The organism is Thiopseudomonas sp. SA1F2-1K, assembly GCF_057443035.1.
Map to the genome: position 1 here is coordinate 940,527 of NZ_CM172014.1, position 18,560 is coordinate 959,086.

At 47.7% G+C, this 18,560-nt stretch carries 19 protein-coding genes and 1 tRNA gene; 17 read left to right on the plus strand and 3 right to left on the minus strand.

The features are described 5' to 3' along the window. A complete protein-coding gene (gene serS, locus AC2T15_RS04495) occupies window positions 1–1,287 on the plus strand; it encodes a serine--tRNA ligase (protein WP_053101718.1) in 1,287 nt (428 codons plus the stop codon). Window positions 1,288–1,370: 83 nt separating this feature from the next. Here the strand turns inward: serS and AC2T15_RS04500 are convergent, their stop codons facing one another. Further along, window positions 1,371–2,096, minus strand: coding sequence for a murein L,D-transpeptidase catalytic domain family protein (locus AC2T15_RS04500; RefSeq protein ID WP_486778844.1), 726 nt, complete (start codon window positions 2,094–2,096; stop codon window positions 1,371–1,373). Between the two features lie 190 nt (window positions 2,097–2,286). Here AC2T15_RS04500 and AC2T15_RS04505 point away from each other — a divergent pair, with 190 nt between their 5' ends. The 14 genes from AC2T15_RS04505 (at window position 2,287) to gorA (ending at window position 14,491) form a co-directional block, all read left to right on the plus strand. Next, complete coding sequence (locus AC2T15_RS04505; RefSeq protein WP_486778845.1) at window positions 2,287–4,023, plus strand: L,D-transpeptidase family protein; 1,737 nt, start codon at window positions 2,287–2,289, stop codon at window positions 4,021–4,023. A gap of 231 nt (window positions 4,024–4,254) precedes the next feature. Then, window positions 4,255–6,177: a threonine--tRNA ligase gene (gene thrS, locus AC2T15_RS04510; protein ID WP_486778846.1), complete on the plus strand. Its 1,923-nt coding sequence runs from the start codon at window positions 4,255–4,257 to the stop codon at window positions 6,175–6,177. Beyond that, entirely contained in the window at window positions 6,177–6,728 is a 552-nt protein-coding gene (gene infC, locus AC2T15_RS04515; protein ID WP_173568177.1) for a translation initiation factor IF-3, read from the plus strand. The genes thrS and infC overlap by 1 nt, the downstream gene beginning before the upstream one ends. 62 nt (window positions 6,729–6,790) lie before the next feature. Continuing rightward, entirely contained in the window at window positions 6,791–6,985 is a 195-nt protein-coding gene (gene rpmI, locus AC2T15_RS04520; RefSeq protein ID WP_053101722.1) for a 50S ribosomal protein L35, read from the plus strand. A 31-nt stretch (window positions 6,986–7,016) separates the two neighbouring features. Continuing rightward, window positions 7,017–7,373, plus strand: coding sequence for a 50S ribosomal protein L20 (gene rplT / locus AC2T15_RS04525; RefSeq protein WP_053102255.1), 357 nt, complete (start codon window positions 7,017–7,019; stop codon window positions 7,371–7,373). Between the two features lie 178 nt (window positions 7,374–7,551). After that, entirely contained in the window at window positions 7,552–8,568 is a 1,017-nt protein-coding gene (pheS, locus tag AC2T15_RS04530; protein WP_053101724.1) for a phenylalanine--tRNA ligase subunit alpha, read from the plus strand. Between the two features lie 30 nt (window positions 8,569–8,598). Further along, window positions 8,599–10,980, plus strand: a complete 2,382-nt coding sequence (pheT, locus tag AC2T15_RS04535) for a phenylalanine--tRNA ligase subunit beta (protein ID WP_486778847.1) — start codon at window positions 8,599–8,601, stop codon at window positions 10,978–10,980. A 5-nt stretch (window positions 10,981–10,985) separates the two neighbouring features. Then, window positions 10,986–11,294, plus strand: coding sequence for an integration host factor subunit alpha (gene ihfA, locus AC2T15_RS04540; RefSeq protein WP_053101726.1), 309 nt, complete (start codon window positions 10,986–10,988; stop codon window positions 11,292–11,294). After that, the gene (locus tag AC2T15_RS04545) at window positions 11,284–11,691 is read left to right on the plus strand and encodes a MerR family transcriptional regulator (RefSeq protein WP_373331737.1); all 408 of its coding nucleotides are present in this window, start codon (window positions 11,284–11,286) and stop codon (window positions 11,689–11,691) included. The genes ihfA and AC2T15_RS04545 overlap by 11 nt, the downstream gene beginning before the upstream one ends. After that, a complete protein-coding gene (tusD, locus tag AC2T15_RS04550) occupies window positions 11,691–12,083 on the plus strand; it encodes a sulfurtransferase complex subunit TusD (protein WP_486779015.1) in 393 nt (130 codons plus the stop codon). The genes AC2T15_RS04545 and tusD overlap by 1 nt, the downstream gene beginning before the upstream one ends. A gap of 1 nt (window position 12,084) precedes the next feature. Next, complete coding sequence (tusC, locus tag AC2T15_RS04555) at window positions 12,085–12,444, plus strand: sulfurtransferase complex subunit TusC (RefSeq protein WP_486778848.1); 360 nt, start codon at window positions 12,085–12,087, stop codon at window positions 12,442–12,444. Continuing rightward, entirely contained in the window at window positions 12,441–12,743 is a 303-nt protein-coding gene (tusB, locus tag AC2T15_RS04560; RefSeq protein WP_486778849.1) for a sulfurtransferase complex subunit TusB, read from the plus strand. Before tusC ends, tusB begins: the two co-directional genes overlap by 4 nt. Then, window positions 12,737–13,078: a TusE/DsrC/DsvC family sulfur relay protein gene (locus AC2T15_RS04565; protein WP_053106570.1), complete on the plus strand. Its 342-nt coding sequence runs from the start codon at window positions 12,737–12,739 to the stop codon at window positions 13,076–13,078. The genes tusB and AC2T15_RS04565 overlap by 7 nt, the downstream gene beginning before the upstream one ends. Before the next feature lie 51 nt (window positions 13,079–13,129). Then, window positions 13,130–14,491 (plus strand): glutathione-disulfide reductase, encoded by a 1,362-nt coding sequence (gene gorA / locus AC2T15_RS04570; protein ID WP_486778850.1) that lies wholly within the window; start codon window positions 13,130–13,132, stop codon window positions 14,489–14,491. A 68-nt stretch (window positions 14,492–14,559) separates the two neighbouring features. On the opposite strand, the gene AC2T15_RS04575 is transcribed toward gorA, so the two are convergent. Continuing rightward, window positions 14,560–15,141 carry a DJ-1/PfpI family protein gene (locus AC2T15_RS04575; protein ID WP_053101733.1) on the minus strand — a complete coding sequence of 194 codons (582 nt, stop codon included), beginning with the start codon at window positions 15,139–15,141 and terminating at the stop codon, window positions 14,560–14,562. 153 nt (window positions 15,142–15,294) lie between these two features. Here AC2T15_RS04575 and AC2T15_RS04580 point away from each other — a divergent pair. Together AC2T15_RS04580 and AC2T15_RS04585 are read left to right on the plus strand one after the other, a co-directional pair. Continuing rightward, window positions 15,295–15,371 (plus strand) — tRNA-Met (locus AC2T15_RS04580). Window positions 15,372–15,685: 314 nt separating this feature from the next. After that, the gene (locus AC2T15_RS04585) at window positions 15,686–16,990 is read left to right on the plus strand and encodes a ferredoxin reductase family protein (protein ID WP_486778851.1); all 1,305 of its coding nucleotides are present in this window, start codon (window positions 15,686–15,688) and stop codon (window positions 16,988–16,990) included. 37 nt (window positions 16,991–17,027) lie between these two features. Here AC2T15_RS04585 and AC2T15_RS04590 read toward each other — a convergent pair whose 3' ends face one another. Beyond that, window positions 17,028–18,545, minus strand: coding sequence for a hypothetical protein (locus AC2T15_RS04590; RefSeq protein WP_486778852.1), 1,518 nt, complete (start codon window positions 18,543–18,545; stop codon window positions 17,028–17,030). Between the last annotated feature and the right edge of the window lie 15 nt (window positions 18,546–18,560).

Here is an 18,560-nt window from a genome sequence, read left to right on the forward strand (position 1 = left end):
ATGCTTGATTCTAGATGGGTTCGTACGCAACCAGAAGAAGTGGCACAGCGTTTAGCCGCGCGCGGTTATCAGCTTGATGTAGCAACAGTCACTGCCCTTGAGGAGCAGCGCAAGGCAGTGCAAACACGTACCGAAGAGTTACAAGCCGAGCGTAATAGTCGTTCCAAATCTATTGGTCAGGCCAAGGCGCGAGGTGAAGATATAGCGCCACTACTGGCTAGTGTTGAGCAATTAGGCAGCGAGCTAGAGCAGGGGAAACGAGAGTTAGAAGCCATTCAGTCACAGCTCGACAACTTACTGCTGAGCATGCCTAACGTACCGCATGAGTCGGTACCCGTCGGCGCAGATGAAAATGACAACCTTGAAGTGCGCCGTTGGGGAACGCCTAAGACGTTTGAGTTCGCAATTAAAGACCATGTCGAGTTAGGCGAGCAGTTAGGTGGCTTAAACTTTGAGGCAGCCGCTAAGTTGTCGGGAGCACGCTTTTCAGTAATGCGTGGCGGCATTGCCCGTCTGCACCGTGCTTTAGCACAGTTTATGCTGGACTTGCACACCTCTGAGCATGGCTATCAAGAAGCCTATACGCCTTATTTAGTGCTAGGTACTGCACTGCAAGGCACTGGGCAGTTGCCTAAATTTGAAGAAGATCTATTTCGTTTAGATCGTGAAGAGCAGGCGCCACTTTATTTGATTCCTACCGCTGAAGTTTCGCTAACTAACTTAGTGGCTGGCGAAATTTTAGAGGCTGACCAGTTACCATTGAAATTAGTGGCTCATTCGCCCTGTTTTCGCAGTGAGGCAGGTGCTTCAGGACGTGATACCCGTGGGATGATTCGTCAGCATCAATTTGACAAGGTGGAAATGGTGCAAATTGTTGAGCCGAGCACTTCATTTGCCGCCTTAGAAAGCTTAACGGCTAACGCTGAGCGGGTACTGCAGTTGTTAGAGCTGCCTTATCGCGTGATGACGCTATGTACTGGCGATATGGGTTTTGGTGCCACTAAAACCTACGATATTGAGGTGTGGGTGCCTAGCCAAGATAAATACCGTGAGATTTCCTCTTGCTCTAACTGTGGTGATTTCCAGGCGCGGCGTATGCAAGCACGTTTTCGTAACCCTGAAACGGGTAAGCCTGAGTTAGTGCATACTTTAAACGGCTCTGGTTTGGCTGTGGGTCGAGCGTTGGTGGCAGTGATTGAAAACTATCAGCAAGCGGATGGCAGTATTCAGGTGCCTGAAGTGTTAAAACCTTATATGGGCGGCTTAGAGGTTATTACTAAGGCTTAAGCTAATAAGCTAAGGGATAACTAACACAGGCGCCAATTAGGCGCCTGTGTTCATTGAGGGGAATTAAAATTTATACCCGCTGTTTAGCCGCCACGATGTTGATTGCTGTTGGCAGCGATGCGCTGATTGCTTGGGCAGTTAAGGTAGGTTGAATTGGCTAGCCACTCTTGATCGGGATACCAAGAGAAAACAAATTGTCCGTGTTTTAGTTGGTCGATGACTTGGTTGGCAATCTCAGGGCGTACAGCAGGGCAACCTTGACTGCGACCAATGCGGCCTTGGCTTTGAATCCAGTCTGGATTGACGTAATCCGCTCCGTGGATCACGATTGCCCGCTCACGGGCGCGATCATTAAAGCCAGACTCTAGGCCATCTAAACGTAACGAATAACCATTGCGACCGGTATAGCTTTCTGCGGTGCGAAATAAGCCAAGGCTAGATTGGTGGCTTCCTTCGGTGTTGGAAAAGCTCGAGGCTAGATTGTCGCCAGATTTCATGCCATGGGAGACTAAATCTTGTAGCACGAGCGTTTTAGCTTTTAGATCAAAAATCCATAGCCGCTGTTGAGTCGAGGGTAAGGAAAAATCAATCACTGCCAGGCGTTCAGCTGGTTTGCTGTGGGGAGTGTTGCTAAGGGCACACTTCATAGCGCTTACCGCATGGGATAAGACTTTTTTATTAAGGTCGGGGGCTTGCTTGCTCAGTTGCAGCGTGAGGGTGTCGTGGGGGGTGGCAGTGGCAAAGGCTGATAGTAATAAGCCGCCAATGAGGGAGGTGACTTTCCCTAAAGAAAATAAAGAGCGCGCCATTTTGCAGGAAACCTCGAGTCAAAATAGTTGTTTAATAAAATACACAGGTTTTAAAAGATGACTTTTATGCACTAGTGATTAAAATAAGTGCCGATCAAGCTTTGTTAAAGTCATAGGTAAGCGCCTTTAACTTAAACACAGTTTAGCTAATGAACGGATGGTAGCAGCTCACAGACGAGGAGAAAAACTGTTGTTGACCCGAATGATGATAGTGGCCGCAGGGATGAGTAGCTTGATAGTCGGCTTAAGTATGGCCGCCGAGCTTGAAGATGGACAAAAAACTGAGCTAAAACCAGTGCTTAGCCGTTTGTCTGAAGTTTGTGGGGCCGATTTAGCGCAGCTTTCCAGTAATGATTTGAAACAATTGAGTCGGTTTTATACTGAATTTAATTTTGCTCCGCAATGGACTAGCGCTGAGCAGCGCGAACAATTACAGGCTCAAATCCAACAATTGCGCTTTGATGGGTTAAACCCGAAGCAGTATCCCTTAGCTGCAAATAATAACGCTTTCGATGCTGAATCCTGTACAGATATTCAATTGAGCCATAGTTACTTAAGCGCGTTACAGGCACTGCGACAAGGGGTGTTAGACCCGCAGCAAGTGGAGCCTTATTGGTTCGATAAAAACACCCAAGGATTTAATTGGCAGGCAGATACAGTAGCGTTGGCCGCTCAATATATTGCACAACCTGAGCAGGCATTTAGCGCTGTGCGTCCTAAACTAGCCACTTATCAGCAGTTGCGTAACGCGTTGCAGCAACGCTTAGAAAGAGGGCAGCAATCTTGGGTTGAGGTGCCCGCTGGAGCTAAGTCACTGAAACCCAATGCCCGTGATGATGAGCGTACGCCAATTTTGCGAGCGCGCTTAACTGAACTGAATTATTTGCCCGAAGTGTCTGCAGTAGACATTCTGCCCAGTGCTGCTGGTTTAGCTGAAACTACGGCCGTTGCTGAGTCGGCATTGACTGCAGAGCATTTAGTGGCGAACCAAGCTGCAGCGATAGCTGAAGAGTTGCATGGCCTATCAGCGCCAATAGTTGAGCCAGAAAATATTTACGATGCTGAGTTAGTTGAGGCGGTAAAAGCCTTTCAGCGCGATCATCGCTTGGCGGATGATGGCATTGTTGGGCCGGCTACCTTAAAGCAGATTAATATTTCACCTGAGCAGCGAAATCGACAAATTGCCATTAACTTGGAGCGTATGCGTTGGGTAAATAATTTAATGGAGCCCACACTTTTATTAACTGATATTGCTGGGGCGCAATTAAATTATTTTTATCAGGGTGAGCATGTGTGGCAGAGCCGTGGTCAGGTAGGTTCTGCTGCACGTAAAACACCGCTAATGAAGTCGCGGATCACTCATCTCACGTTGAACCCTACTTGGACTGTGCCGCCAACGATTTATCGCCGCGATAAGTTGCCGGCTATTCAGCGCGATATTGGCTACCTAGCGCGGAGTCGGATGACGGTGCTGGATATGCAGGGCAATCGTTTAGATCCTTATGAGATTGATTGGTCAAATCCTGGCCCGATTATGTTGCGGCAGGCTGCAGGACCCCGTAATGCCTTAGGCCAGGTCGCGATACGCTTTCCCAATCCGTTTATGGTGTACTTGCATGATACCCCTAGTCAGGCGCTGTTTGATCGAGCTAACCGTTCGGTCAGTTCCGGCTGTGTGCGGGTAGAAAATATCCAGCATTTAATTGATTGGTTGTTTAAAGATGCTGGCAGTGCTTTGCAAAATAAAGTTAAGCAGGTGCAGCAAAGTGGTCGTACACAGAATGTATCCTTGGCTCAGCCGATTCCGGTATTGCTGGCTTATTGGACGGCAGCTGTAGAGGAAGATGGGCGCTTACAGTTTAGAAGTGATATCTATAATTATGACTCAGACTTAATTGACGCGTGGCGTAAAGCAGTTGGGCTGTAGCCTGATTAAGGTTTAGTAACTTAGGTAAGATCTGTTATACTTGCCGTCTGTTTGATAATTAAAGGTCGCTGTTGCGGCCTTTAATCATTTTATGACTTATTATTTTCCAGTGACTCCGATTAATCTAAAAAAGTTTTGCCTTGTATCGCAAGTGATAGATAAATCGCTCTTACTGGCTCATCCCAACCCATGTGACCTTTGGTAGGGGTCACCACTAGGAGAGGAGGCGCCATGCCGGTTATTACCCTTCCTGACGGAAGTCAGCGTTCTTTTGATCAACCCGTTTCTGTTGCTGAAGTTGCCCAATCAATTGGTGCAGGTTTAGCCAAGGCAACCATCGCCGGTAAAGTGAACGGTCGTTTGGTCGATGCTTGTGATCTGATTACAGAAGATGCCAGTTTGCAAATCATCACGGCAAAAGACGAAGAGGGCGTGGAAATTATTCGCCACTCCTGTGCCCACTTAGTAGGGCATGCGGTTAAACAGCTGTTTCCGCAAGCGAAAATGGTGATTGGGCCGGTGATTGACGAAGGCTTTTATTACGATATTGCCATTGAGCGTCCTTTTACTCCTGAGGATATGGCTGCGATTGAGAAGCGCATGCAAGAGCTGATTAATCAAGATTATGACGTCATTAAAAAAATGACTCCGCGTGCTGAAGTAATTGAGCTATTTAAAGCGCGCGGTGAAGATTATAAATTACGTTTAATTGAAGACATGCCAGACGAAACGCAAATGGGCTTGTACTTTCACCAAGAATACGTGGATATGTGCCGTGGTCCTCACGTGCCTAATACTCGTTTTCTAAAGGCTTTTAAGCTGACTCGTTTCTCGGGTGCTTACTGGCGTGGCGACTCTAAAAATGAGCAATTACAACGTATTTACGGTACGGCGTGGGCGGACAAAAAGCAGCTTAATGCCTATATTCAGCGAATTGAAGAAGCCGAGAAGCGCGATCACCGTAAGCTGGGTAAACGTTTAGATCTGTTCCATACCCAAGAAGAAGCACCAGGTATGGTATTTTGGCATCCTAATGGCTGGACGATTTATCAGGTACTTGAGCAGTATATGCGTAAAGTCCAGCGTGATAATGGCTATCTAGAGATTAAAACTCCGCAAATTGTGGATCGAGTACTCTGGGAAAAGTCAGGTCACTGGACCAACTATGCTGACAACATGTTTGTCACTGAGTCAGAGTCACGTGATTACGCGATTAAACCGATGAACTGTCCGTGTCACGTGCAGGTGTATAATCAAGGTCTAAAAAGCTACCGTGAGTTGCCGCTACGTCTAGCTGAGTTTGGGTCTTGCCACCGCAATGAGCCATCGGGTGCATTGCACGGCATTATGCGGGTGCGTGGCTTTACTCAAGATGATGCGCATATTTTCTGTACCGAAGATCAAATGCAGGCCGAATCTGCAGCCTTTATCGAGTTAACTCGCAAGGTATATCAAGACTTTGGCTTTACTGATTTAGAGTTAAAGCTCTCTACGCGTCCAGAACAGCGAGTAGGTTCTGATGAGCAGTGGGACAAAGCCGAGGCAGCTTTGGCGGCGGCATTAGAGGCTGCGGGTCTGGAGTACGAGTTACAGCCAGGTGAAGGTGCATTTTACGGTCCAAAAATTGAGTTTTCATTGCGCGACTGTTTAGGCCGTGTTTGGCAGTGCGGAACTTTACAGCTGGATTTCAATCTACCCGTACGTTTAGATGCTGAATATGTCAGTGAAACAAACGATCGTAAGCATCCGGTGATGTTACACCGAGCTATTTTAGGTTCGTTTGAGCGTTTTATTGGTATTTTGATTGAGCATTACGAAGGTGCTTTCCCAGCTTGGTTGGCCCCAACTCAAGCGGTCATTATGACAATTACCGATAAACAAGCTGAATTTGCCAAGAATTTTGAAAAAAAACTGAACGAAAGTGGATTTAGAGCCAAGACTGACTTGAGAAATGAGAAGATCGGCTTTAAAATCCGCGAGCACACTTTGTTGAAGGTTCCTTATCTGTTGGTAGTAGGTGATAAGGAAGTGGAAACACAAACGGTCGCAGTTCGCTCTCGTGATGGAAAAGATTTAGGATCCATGACGGTGGAGCAATTTAAACAGCAATTAGAAACTGCGATTTCCCGGCGCGGACGCCAAGATTTGGAGTGATTATTATCAAGCGAGATATGAGACAAGACAGACGAAGTGCCCCTAAGGCCCCTATTAACGAAAACATCACCGCACGTGAAGTGCGTTTGATTGGCGCAGATGGTGAGCAAGTCGGGATCGTCTCGATTGATGAAGCCCTGCAACTTGCCGAAGAGGCAAGATTGGATCTGGTAGAGATTTCTGCGGATGCTAACCCTCCAGTATGTCGTGTCATGGATTATGGCAAACATCTGTTTGAGAAGAAAAAGCAGCAAGCACAGGCTCGTAAGAACCAGAAACAAGTGCAGGTAAAAGAAATTAAGTTTCGTCCAGGGACGGATTCAGGGGATTATCAGGTAAAACTACGCAACCTGATACGTTTCCTAGAAGACGGGGATAAGGCCAAGGTATCGTTACGATTCCGTGGTCGTGAGATGGCTCACCAGGAGCTGGGCATGGAGCTGTTAAAGCAGGTTGAAAATGACCTTGCAGACTACGGCACCGTTGAACAGTTCCCGAAGATGGAAGGACGTCAACTCATCATGGTCATCGCCCCGAAAAAGAAAAAGTAACCCCCTAGGGCACTGGCAGGCCTTAAGGTTATGCGTAATCACTGAATGCGGAGTATTCAAACATGCCAAAGATGAAAACAAAGAGCGGTGCTAAAAAACGTTTCAAGGCTACCGCCAACGGCTTCAAGCACAAGCACGCTTTCAAGAGTCACATCTTGACTAAAATGACTACTAAACGTAAGCGTCAGTTACGCGGTACATCCTTGATGCACCCGTCTGAAGTTCAACGTGTAGAGCGCATGTTGCGCGTTCGTTAATTTAAGTCTAGATAAATAAAGGTAATAGTTTATGGCTCGTGTAAAACGTGGCGTTCAGGCTCGTCGCCGTCACAAGAAAATTCTGAAACTTGCTAAAGGTTACTACGGTGCACGCTCACGCGTATTCCGCGTTGCCAAGCAAGCGGTAATCAAAGCAGGTCAATACGCCTACCGCGACCGCCGTCAGAAAAAACGTCAGTTCCGTGCATTATGGATTGCTCGTATTAACGCCGGTGCGCGTGTAAATGGTCTGTCTTACAGCCGTTTCATTGCTGGCCTGAAAAAAGCATCCATCGAGATCGACCGTAAGGTACTCGCGGATCTAGCGGTAAATGAAAAAGCGGCGTTTGCTGCCATCGTTGAGAAAGCTAAAGCTGCTCTAGCTTAATTTCGAACGTTGCAACAAGCGTTAAAAAAATAAGGGAAGGGCTCAGGCTCTTCCCTTATTTCGTATATAATCAAACACTTATCTTAATCAGTTAATGTCAGAGCGTCTTGCAAAAGTGCGACTGCCAAAGCAAGCGGTCTTTTAGCAGGCAGTTTTGCAAGACACTTTGGAGGTTTAAATGGAAAATCTCGATGCGCTCGTCGCACAAGCCATTGCAGCAGTAAATAATAGTCAAGACACTCAAGCTGTTGAACAGCTACGGGTGCAGTATTTAGGTAAAAAGGGTGAAATCACCCAGTTAATGAAGCAGTTAGGTGGTCTTTCAGCTGAGGAGCGGCCTAAAGCGGGCGCTTTAATTAACGAAGCTAAAGAGCAAGTTCAGTCAGCGCTAAATCAGCGTAAAGCATTATTAGAAGATGCCGCACTTGAAGCTCAGTTAGCAGCAGAAACTATTGATGTCACCCTGCCAGGGCGCGGTCAGCAAAGTGGTGGATTGCACCCAGTAACGCGTACTATGGAGCGTATTGAGAAGTTCTTTAGTCAAATTGGGTATGGTGTGGCAGAAGGCCCGGAAGTGGAAGATGACTATCATAACTTTGAGGCGCTGAATATCCCCGACCATCACCCGGCACGGGCGATGCACGATACTTTTTATTTTGATGCACATATGCTGCTGCGTACCCATACCTCACCCGTACAAGTGCGCACGATGGAGCAACAACAACCCCCGATTCGTATTGTTTGCCCAGGCCGTGTCTATCGCTGTGACTCGGATATCACTCACTCACCGATGTTTCATCAGGTAGAAGGCCTGCTGATTGATAAAAACATTAGCTTTGCTGACCTGAAAGGCACCATTGAAGAATTTTTACGGGTGTTTTTTGAAAAAGATTTAGGCGTACGCTTTCGCCCATCCTTTTTCCCGTTCACTGAGCCTTCGGCAGAAGTGGACATGGAATGTGTGATGTGTAATGGCGATGGCTGCCGCGTGTGTAAGCAAACCGGTTGGTTAGAAGTTATGGGCTGCGGCATGGTGCACCCGAATGTGCTGCGTATGTCGGGAATTGATCCTGAACAGTTCCAAGGCTTTGCCTTTGGTATGGGCGTTGAGCGTTTAGCTATGTTGCGTTATGGCGTGAATGACTTACGTCTGTTCTTTGAAAATGACCTGCGCTTTTTAGCGCAATTTCGTTAAGTTTTAGATCATTCTTAGGAGCAGAACAGTATGAAATTCAGTGAAAGTTGGTTACGCAGTCTAGTTAATCCAGCCGTTTCTCGTGATGAGTTGGTGGCGCGCCTATCGATGGCGGGCCTTGAAGTTGACGCAGTCGAGCCGGTGGCTGGGGCGTTTTCTGGGGTGGTCGTAGGGGAGATTATGGCTGCTGAGCAGCACCCGGATGCCGATAAGTTACGGGTTTGCCAGGTGTCTGATGGTCAAGAAACATTTCAGGTAGTCTGTGGTGCGCCCAATGCCCGGGTAGGGATTAAAATTCCTTTTGCAAAAATTGGCGCAGTATTACCAGGCGGCTTTAAAATCAAAAAAGCTAAGCTGCGTGGCGTTGAGTCGTTTGGCATGTTGTGCTCAGCCAGTGAGTTGCAAATTAGCGAAGAAAATGACGGCATTTACGAGCTTGATTTAACATTGCCTACGGGGCAGTGTTTGCGTGAGGCGTTAAACTTAGATGACGCCATGATTGAAGTGGATTTAACCCCTAACCGTGGTGACTGTCTGTCTTTAACCGGTTTAGCACGTGAAGTGTCGGCGCTGTATGGCGTACCAGCCAATTTACCAAGTGCCAGTGCTGTTAACGCAACACATCAAGACACGTTACCGGTTGAGGTGTTAGCTACTGAAGCCTGTCCACGTTATCTAGGACGCGTGATTAAGAATGTCGATTTAACTCAGCCATCTCCTGAGTGGTTAGTTGAGCGCTTGCGTCGCAGCGATGTGCGCAGTATTGATCCGGCAGTTGATGTTACTAACTATGTCATGCTTGAAATGGGGCAGCCATTACACGCCTTTGACTTAGCTAAAATCCAAGGCGGTATTCAGGTTCGCTACGCTAACGAGGCAGAAAAAATTACCTTGCTCGATGGTCAAGAAGTTACGCTTAATGCGCAAACGTTAGTCATTGCCGATCATCAGCAAGCACTAGCAATTGCCGGTGTGATGGGCGGTGAAGAGAGCGGAGTACAGGTTGAGACAACGCGTGATCTATTCTTAGAAAGTGCTTTTTTTGATCAAATTAAGATTGCCGGGAAAGCCCGCTCCTACGGACTTCATACCGATGCTTCACATCGCTATGAGCGTGGGGTTGATTTCAATTTACCGCGTCAAGCGCTGGAGCGCGCGACGGAATTACTGCTAGCAATTGTCGGTGGTGAGGCAGGTCCTATCACTGAAGCGCTTGCAGCTGAACAGTTACCTAAGCGTGAGCCAATTACCTTACGTGCCGAACGTATTGCACAAATGTTTGAGCTAGAGTTAGCTGACGCCAAGATAGAGCGTTTGCTCACAGCGTTAGGTTTAACTTTAACTGCGCAAGCGCCAGGCGTGTGGCAGGTAGAGGTGCCAAGTCACCGTTTTGATTTAACGATTGAGGCGGATCTAATCGAGGAAGTCGGTCGCTTATACGGTTATGACCGTTTACCGGTGAACTATCCGCAAGCACGTTTAGCGCCACAGCCGCAGCCAGAAGATCAAATGAGCCTGCCGGTGTTGCGCCGCTTATTGGTAGCTCGCGGTTATCAAGAGGCCATTACTTACAGCTTTATTGATCCTAAAGTATTTGCGCTCTTTCATCCCGATGAGCCTGCATTAGAATTGGCTAACCCAATTTCCAGCGATTTGTCGTCAATGCGTGCCTCGTTACTTCCGGGTTTATTGAAAGCGGTTGGACATAACTTAAATCGTCAGCAAAACCGTGTGCGTTTATTTGAAAGTGGCTTGCGTTTTGTTGGTCAGCTAGACAGCTTAAAACAAGAGCGTATGTTAGCGGGTGTGATTACTGGATTACGCTTACCAGAAGCTTGGGCGCATAACCGTGAGATGGTGGATTTTTATGACCTTAAAGCTGATGTGGAAGCTATTTTAGGTTCAGCGGGGGCTTTGGATCAGTTTAACTTCGTTCCTTGTCAACAACACGGCTTCCATCCGGGGCAATGCGCGCGGGTAGAGCGTGCTGGACAGGTGGTAGGCTACATGGGAGCTCTGCATCCAAGCCTAGCCAAAGCGCTGGATTTAGATCAGCCGGTATTTATGTTTGAGTTGTTGTTAGAAGGAATTCAGCAAGGCCGATTACCTGCGTTTCAGGAATTATCACGCTTTCCTGAAGTACGCCGAGATCTGGCGTTAGTGGTGGCAGCTGAAGTGCCTGCGGCCGAAATCGAGCAAGCCATTCGCAGCGCTGCCGGTGAGTGGCTCACCCAGTTACGCTTATTTGATGTCTACCAAGGTAAAGGAATTGAGCCTGACAGCAAAAGCTTGGCGCTTGGCTTGACCTGGCAGCATCCATCCCGCACTCTAACTGACGAGGAAGTCAGTAATTCCACCGATAGTGTCTTGGCGTTACTGGCGGATAAGTTCAAGGCTTCATTAAGGAAGTAAAAGTAATGAGTGCATTAACTAAAGCAGAAATGGCCGAGTTTCTTCACCTAGAACTTGGCCTGAGTAAAAAAGACGCAAAAAATCTAGTAGATAGTTTTTTTGAGGAAATACGCCTTGCTTTAGAAAATAATGAACCGGTCAAATTGTCAGGTTTTGGAAATTTTGAGTTGCGTGACAAGCGCGAGAGGCCTGGACGTAATCCTAAGACGGGCGAAGAAGTTGAAATTTCTGCCCGTCGAGTGGTGACCTTTAAGCCGGGTCAAAAATTACGTGATCGAGTCGATGATTATGCTAGAGAGCTCAGTGAGCACTGAACAAACGACTGGGTTAAACCTTCCCGATAAACGCTATTTTACGATTGCCCAAGTTAGTCAACTGACTGGGGTTGAGCCCCATATCTTGCGACAATGGGAGCAAGCTTTTGCTGAGTTATTGCCAGTCAAACGTCGGGGAAAACGTCGGTACTATATTCGGCAGAATATTTTTATTGTGCAGCAGATTAGTCAGTTACTTAACAATCAAGGCTTAACGATTGCTGAGGCTAAACGCTTTTTATTGCACGGTGAAACATCAGTGTTAGCTAATGCCGCGGATGATCTGGCAGCGCCGGCAGCTGTGCCTAAACTAGAGCAGCAAGTACTGGCTGAAATTCGTCAAGAGCTTAGCGAACTCTTAGTGTTACTGCAGCAACCTTTAACGGATAACTCGTGATGAAATTTACCCTGATGGTGACCGGTTCCGCGCAGTCAGCAGGCTCGCGCCGCGCGCTTAAGTTTGCCCAAGCCTTACTTGAGGCAGGTCATGAACTGACACGGGTGTTTTTTTATCAGCAAGGGGTGGCCAATGCTTCGTTGCAGTTAGTCATACCACAAGACGAAGCCAATACCGCCGCGCAGTGGCAAGCGCTGGTACAGCAATATCAACTCGATGCAGTGGTGTGTATTGCTGCTGGGTTGCGGCGGGGGGTACTGGATCAAGCGGAAGCACAGCGCTATCAGATCATGAGTCATAATTTAGCGCCAGGCTTTGAGTTATCAGGCCTTGGGCAGCTGCATGAAGCTCTGCAAAGCAGTGATCGCTTGTTAAGTTTTGGAGAGTATTGAAGTGCAGAAAAAACTATTACTGATAGCTAAATCTGCGCCTTGGTCGAGTTTAAATGCCCGAGAACTACTCGATCTTGCTTTATCTGGCGGTGCCTTTGAATTGCCGATTAGCCTGTTATTTATGGGGGATGGGGTACTGCAACCCTTAGCCCAGCAGCAGCCAACAGTGCTGGAGCAAAAAAATCTATCAGCTAATTTGCAAGCCTTACCTTTATTTGAGATTGATGCTGTGTATGTTTCTGCTGACTGTTTAGCTAAGCGTGGGCAGCTAGAGACAGAGCGGGTGATTGTGGCAACTGTGGTAGATACTCAGCAAATCAGTCAATTATTGGCTAACCATGATCAGGTGATAGTGCTATGAATCAGAATTTGCCAGCAACCTTACATGTGGTGGCTACTTCACCTTATAGTCAGCAAGAGTTAGCCCTGTGTTTGATGGCTTATGCCGTAACTGATCAGCTGTTGTTAGTGGGGGATGCGGTCTACGGCCTAGTGCAGCTAAGTGGGGCTTTAAGCCAAATTGCACACGCCGGTCAACTCTATGTATTGGAAGAAGATTTGCAGGCGCGCAATATCCATTTGCCGGCCGGAGTGAAAGCCATTAACTATGTAGGCTTTGTGGAGTTAAGTATTCAGGCGCAGCGAGTGTGTGCATGGTGAATGGAACACTCACTGTCGCTGGACGGGTGATTGCTTTGGATCAAGATTTTTATTTAGCCAAGCTTGACGATTGGTCGCCCGAGGTGGCTGAGCACTTGGCCGCGTTAGAAGGTATTCAGCTACAGGCGGCTCATTGGGAAATCATCCAAGCGGTACAGCAGTTTTATCAGACTTTTGATTTGTCTCCTGCTAATCGTGCCTTAGTGAAGTATATTGCGCAGCAATTAGGTAAAGAAAAAGGCAATAGCTTATATTTAAATAGCTTATTTAATGGGCAGCCAGCCAAAATAGTATCGCGTTTAGCTGGTTTGCCTAAGCCTGCCAACTGTTTTTAAGTGCATTAGCGGTGCGAAGGCTAAGCTAAGAGCACGAGATAGGAGCGAGTGATGTCGTTTGATTTTGATCTATTTGTGATTGGTGCAGGTTCAGGTGGCGTACGTGCTGCCCGTTTTGCCGCAGGTTTTGGGGCTAAGGTTGCCGTGGCTGAAAGCCGTTACCTAGGAGGAACCTGTGTTAACGTTGGTTGCGTGCCCAAAAAGTTGATGGTGTATGCCGCGCAAATGCCAGAAGAGCAGGCACTAGCGGCAAGTTTTGGTTGGCAAGCTGGGGTGAGTGAGTTTTCTTGGCCGACCCTGATTGAAAATAAAAACCGAGAAATTGAGCGGCTCAATGGTATTTATCGTAACTTGCTGGTCAATTCTGGCGTTGAACTCATTGAAGGCCATGCTGCAATCAGTGGACCCAATGCGGTTACAGTCAATGGCATAACCTACACCGCGGAGCGTATTTTAATTGCCGTGGGCGGCTGGCCTTTTGTGCCAGAGTTTCCAGGCAATGAGCACGTGATTAGCTCAAACGAAGTGTTCTATTTGCCCGAACAGCCTAAGCGGGTACTAGTGGTTGGCGGCGGTTATATTGCGGTTGAGTTTGCCTCGGTATTTCACGGGGTTGGCAGCGACACAACGTTAGTCTATCGAGGCGAGCAGTTTTTACGGGGCTTTGATCAGGATGTACGTAATCATCTTGAGCATACCTTGGGTGAAAAAGGGCTAACACTGAAATTTAATACGGACATTCAAGAAATTACTAAGCAAACTGACGGTAGTTTATTAGTGACCTTTAACGATGGCAGTCAAAGCGAAACAGACTGCGTGTTTTACGCGACCGGACGCCGTCCGATGCTGGATAATCTAGGGATTGAGCAGCTAGGTATTAAGCTGACGGATAAGGGCTATATTGAGGTTGATGAATATTATCAAACCTCAGTGCCTAGTATCTTAGCAATTGGTGATGTGATTGGCCGAGTGCAATTAACTCCAGTGGCTTTAGCAGAAGGGATGGCAGTAGCCCGGCGTTTATTTAAGCCTGAACTTTATAAAGCTGTTGATTATCAGCTGATTCCTACTGCGGTATTTAGTCTGCCTAATATCGCCACGGTCGGCCTAACCGAGGAGCAGGCTAGGGCGCAAGGCTTGGATCTGGCTATTTATGAAAGTAAGTTTAGACCTATGAAGGCTAGCTTATCGGACAGCCAAGAGCGTATTTTAATGAAACTGATTGTCGATCGTGCCACAGATAAAGTACTGGGATGCCATATGGTAGGGCCGGATGCTGGTGAACTGATTCAAGGCATTGCGATTGCGCTAAAAGCTGGCGCTACTAAGCAGGTGTTTGATGACACCATTGGTATTCACCCCAGTGCGGCTGAAGAGTTTGTGACCATGCGCACTGAGAAGTCACCGAGTTAATGTAGGCTTCATTAATATAAAAATGCCGTCATTGACTGACGGCATTTTTGTTTGCGGCACATTTTAAGTTAGAGGGTAATTTTAGTACCCAGTAACATTAAAAAGCCGGCTAACCAGGTAGGGTGGGCAGGCCAAGCCGGTGCGGTAACCAAGTTGCCTTCTAAGTGAGCATGGCTTGCATCAAGCTCGACGTACTCGCCACCTGCTAGCAATACATCGGGCTTACAGGCTGGGTAAGCGCTGCACTCACGGCCTTCTAATACACCGGCTGCAGCGAGCAGTTGTGGCCCATGACATACAGCGGCAATAGGCTTTTTCTTGCTGCCAAAGTGCTCAACGATAGTAAGCACTTGCTCATTTAAGCGTAGGTACTCTGGTGAGCGGCCGCCAGGAACGATCAGTGCATCATAGTCTTCTGCTTTAACATCAGCGAAATCGAAGTTAAGAATAAAATTATGGCCCGGTTTTTCACTGTAGGTCTGGTCACCTTCAAAGTCGTGAATAGCGGTGCGCACAAAGTCGCCAGCTTTTTTTTCAGGGCAGACCGCATGCACGGTATGACCAACCATTTGCAATGCCTGAAAAGGAACCATAACTTCGTAATCTTCGACGTAATCACCTACGAGCATTAAAATTTTCTTTGCTGCCATGATAAATTTCCTTTAAGTAATGAACCGTAACACTTAGGCATAGTACGCTAAGAATATGGTGGTTAGGTTAAAAAGTAAGAAAAATGCATTATTTTACAAATAATGGTTGACAGCCGTATTTAAATTAAGCATAATGCGCGCCATCGAAACGAAGGCTACATAGCTCAGTTGGTTAGAGCGCAGCATTCATAATGCTGATGTCCCAGGTTCAAGTCCCGGTGTAGCCACCATATTCAGTTTGATTGAATCATCAGTCAAACAACATTAAGCCCCTTAATTGGGGTTTTTTTGTGTCTAAAATTTATCTTCAGCCTGACTCTATCGGCTAGCGCGATCAGCGAGTGTGGCTACCTGCTGCGCCGCCAATTCTTAAATCTACTCGAGCAGAGCGCGGTTGTTGCAGTAAGGGCGGTTTAAGAGAGCATTTAAAACGAAATGAAAATGCTTTCGTTTATATTTAAGTTGTTGATTTATAAAGAAAAATATGTTTTTTGTGGTGATTTAATCTATAGTCTTAAGTGAAATTAGTTGATGAGATAATGCCGTGAAAAAGAGCATAAGTCTGATTGTAGTGATATGTGTAGGGCTATTTGTATGGTCGCTCACAGGGCTAGAAGTCAATAACAGTATTTGGTTTTGGCGTAAGCAGCTTATTTACTTAAGTGGTTTTATTGCTTTTGTGCTGATGAGCTTGGTCATGCTGCTGGCGATTCGGCCGCGTTGGCTAGAGGCCCGTTTTAATGGTTTAGATAAACTGTATCGCTTGCATAAATTGGCGGGTATTTGGGCGATTGTTTTTTCTTTGCTGCACTATGGGTTAAAACTGAGTAAGCCCTTACTAAAGCTAGTGTTTGCAGCTGAAGTGAAGACAGGAGTAGGGGCAAAAGCGGTGGCGTGGTTCGATGGTTACCGCGGTATTGCTAAAGACCTTGGCGAGTGGACGGCCTGGTTCTTAGCCGGCATGCTAGTCATTACCTTGTGGCAGCGCTTTCCTTACCATGTGTGGCGGTATGCACATAAACTTATGGCCGCGGCGTATTTAATTTTGCTGTTTCATGCGGTGGTACTGATGCCAGCCCATTGGTGGGCGATGCCGGCGAGTTGGTTAATTGTAGTGGTAGGAGTAATCGGTGCCTGCTGCGCGGCTGTTTCGCTATTAGGCAAAATTGGTACAGTTCAGCAATACACTGGCCAAATTCAGCAGTTGCGTCAGCTGCCGAGCCAGGTATTAGAAGTAGTATGTGCTTTGCCTCAAAGTTGGCAACATCAGCCAGGGCAGTTTGCTTTTGTTAAGTTTGCGGCACTGCCTGAAGCGCATCCCTTTACGCTGAGTAATGCTGCAACCACAGCGGGTGTAGCACGCTTTTCAATCAAAGTGTTAGGGGATTACAGCGCCCGTTTGTCGGCCTTGTTAAAGGTCGGGCAGAAGGTGCAAGTAGAAGGACCTTATGGTTGTTTTACTCCGCGTCTTGGTGATGAGCAGCCGCAATTATGGATAGCCGGTGGAATTGGGATTACACCTTTTGTTGCCTGGTTAGAAGCCTTGCAAGCGCAACCTGAAACAGCGCCACAAGCAACGTTGTATTACTGCGTGGCTTGTCGCGAACAGGCGCCTTATCTAGAACATTTAGAACACTTGGCGAGTCAGCTGCCAAGCATTCAGTTACGGGTGCATACCAGTGATACTCAAGGCCGGTTAACTGCAGACACTATCTTGCAGGGTAGTGCACTGGATACACCGATTTGGTTCTGTGGCCCAGAGCCTTTTGCGCGCTCGATCCAGCAAGAAATGCAGCGCCAAGGCCGCAGTCTTGACTGCTTACACTTAGAGTATTTTAAAATGCGTTAAGCAAATGGCCACGCCCAGTACGGGCGTGGCTAGGCGGTTAGTCACAGGATTGTTGGCTGAACTCGGCAGTTGATTGCAGGAAGGCTTGATTCAGTGTGGCAATATTTTGTGAGTTATAAACGCGGCCTTGCGTGGCTTCGGCAACACAGTTTGATAAGCCGTGGCCACTCAGGTCGACAATATTGACTTGTAATCTTGGTTTTTGCTGAGCTAAGCGCTTAGCTACCGCGCAGATATTCTCGCCACAGCCATCCTCCCCATCGACGAACATTACGATCATGGCATCTTTGTTGACTCCATCGACCTTCGCTGCTGCTGCTCGCAAGCTGGCGGCTAAAGGGGTGCCGTCGTAGGCAGTTAAACTGGCTACGCGTTGTTTTAGCTGGCGTCTTTGGCTGGGACCGTAGAGCCCATGATCGACAGGTTGTGGGCAGCCATTAAAGGTAATCAGTCGCGTGAGAATATCTGGATCTAGGTGGTCCAGCATTTGGCTATAGGCCTGTTTCGCTACGCTCTCACGGGTGGGCTCGCGTAATAAGTGTAAGCGCTTGGGATGACGATTACTGTCCTCGTAGAGCAAGCCTGATTGATTAATCCATTGCTCTTCTTGGGCGCTGGTTTGAATATTTAAACGCATAGAACCAGAGGTATCTAACACCGTGACAAAGTCGGGTGGTTCGACACTTTTGGATTTGCTGCAGGCATAATGTTCAACTCGACCGCTTTTGACCGGCTTGCTCGGTTTTTTTACCGCTGGAGCTGGCTGAGCGGGTTGGGTTGGCGTTGCGGGTGTTTTGGCTACCGGTGCTTGGGCTTGCGCCTGAACGGGTGGTTGTTCCTTAGTTTCAGGTAAAGTTAGCGCTGGCGGTGCAGGGTCGATGGCTACGCGCGGCTCTTCTTCTACCGAGGGGGCAGATGTTGGCGTAAGATCAGCCTCTTTGGGAGGTGTGGTGTCCAGCAGAGGTGGAGTAGGAATCACTGCAGGATGGGGTGAGGTTAACCCGTATCGCCAGAACCCATACAATAGCAGAGCGAGTAACAGCAATAACAACAGCAGCCAGGGCCAGTATTTTTTATTAGCTGACTTGGGGCTTGCTGGAGTGGAAGCTGGGACGGCTGCGATTCTGTTGTTAGTTCGCAGTGATGATGGCGTTGCTGCGGTAGCGCTAGGCAGGTTTGGCCAGTCAATAAATACCGGTTGTTCATTGATGCTAAATAAATTAGCACTAGTGGGGGCTTTAAGCAGCTGTTGCAGTAGCCTAGCAGCGGCAGGTTGGTCAGTGGTTAACTGCTCGATAATCAAGCGTAACGCTTGTTGGCTTTGCTCAACTTTGTGCAGTAAAGCGGTTTGTTGCTCCTCAGTTAGCTGAGCATAGGCTAGGGGTTGCCCGGTTAATTCAGACCACCATTCGAGCGCACCTTGAGGGCTGGCTTGAGCACTGGCAAACAGATTAACTACCCTAGGTGGACAGTGCTGCTGCAGTGCCGCCAATTGCGCTTGGGCCGAGGCCGAAAAATCAGTATAGGGCTGATCTGTACGAACAATGCGTTGCATAAAGCAGACTCAGGT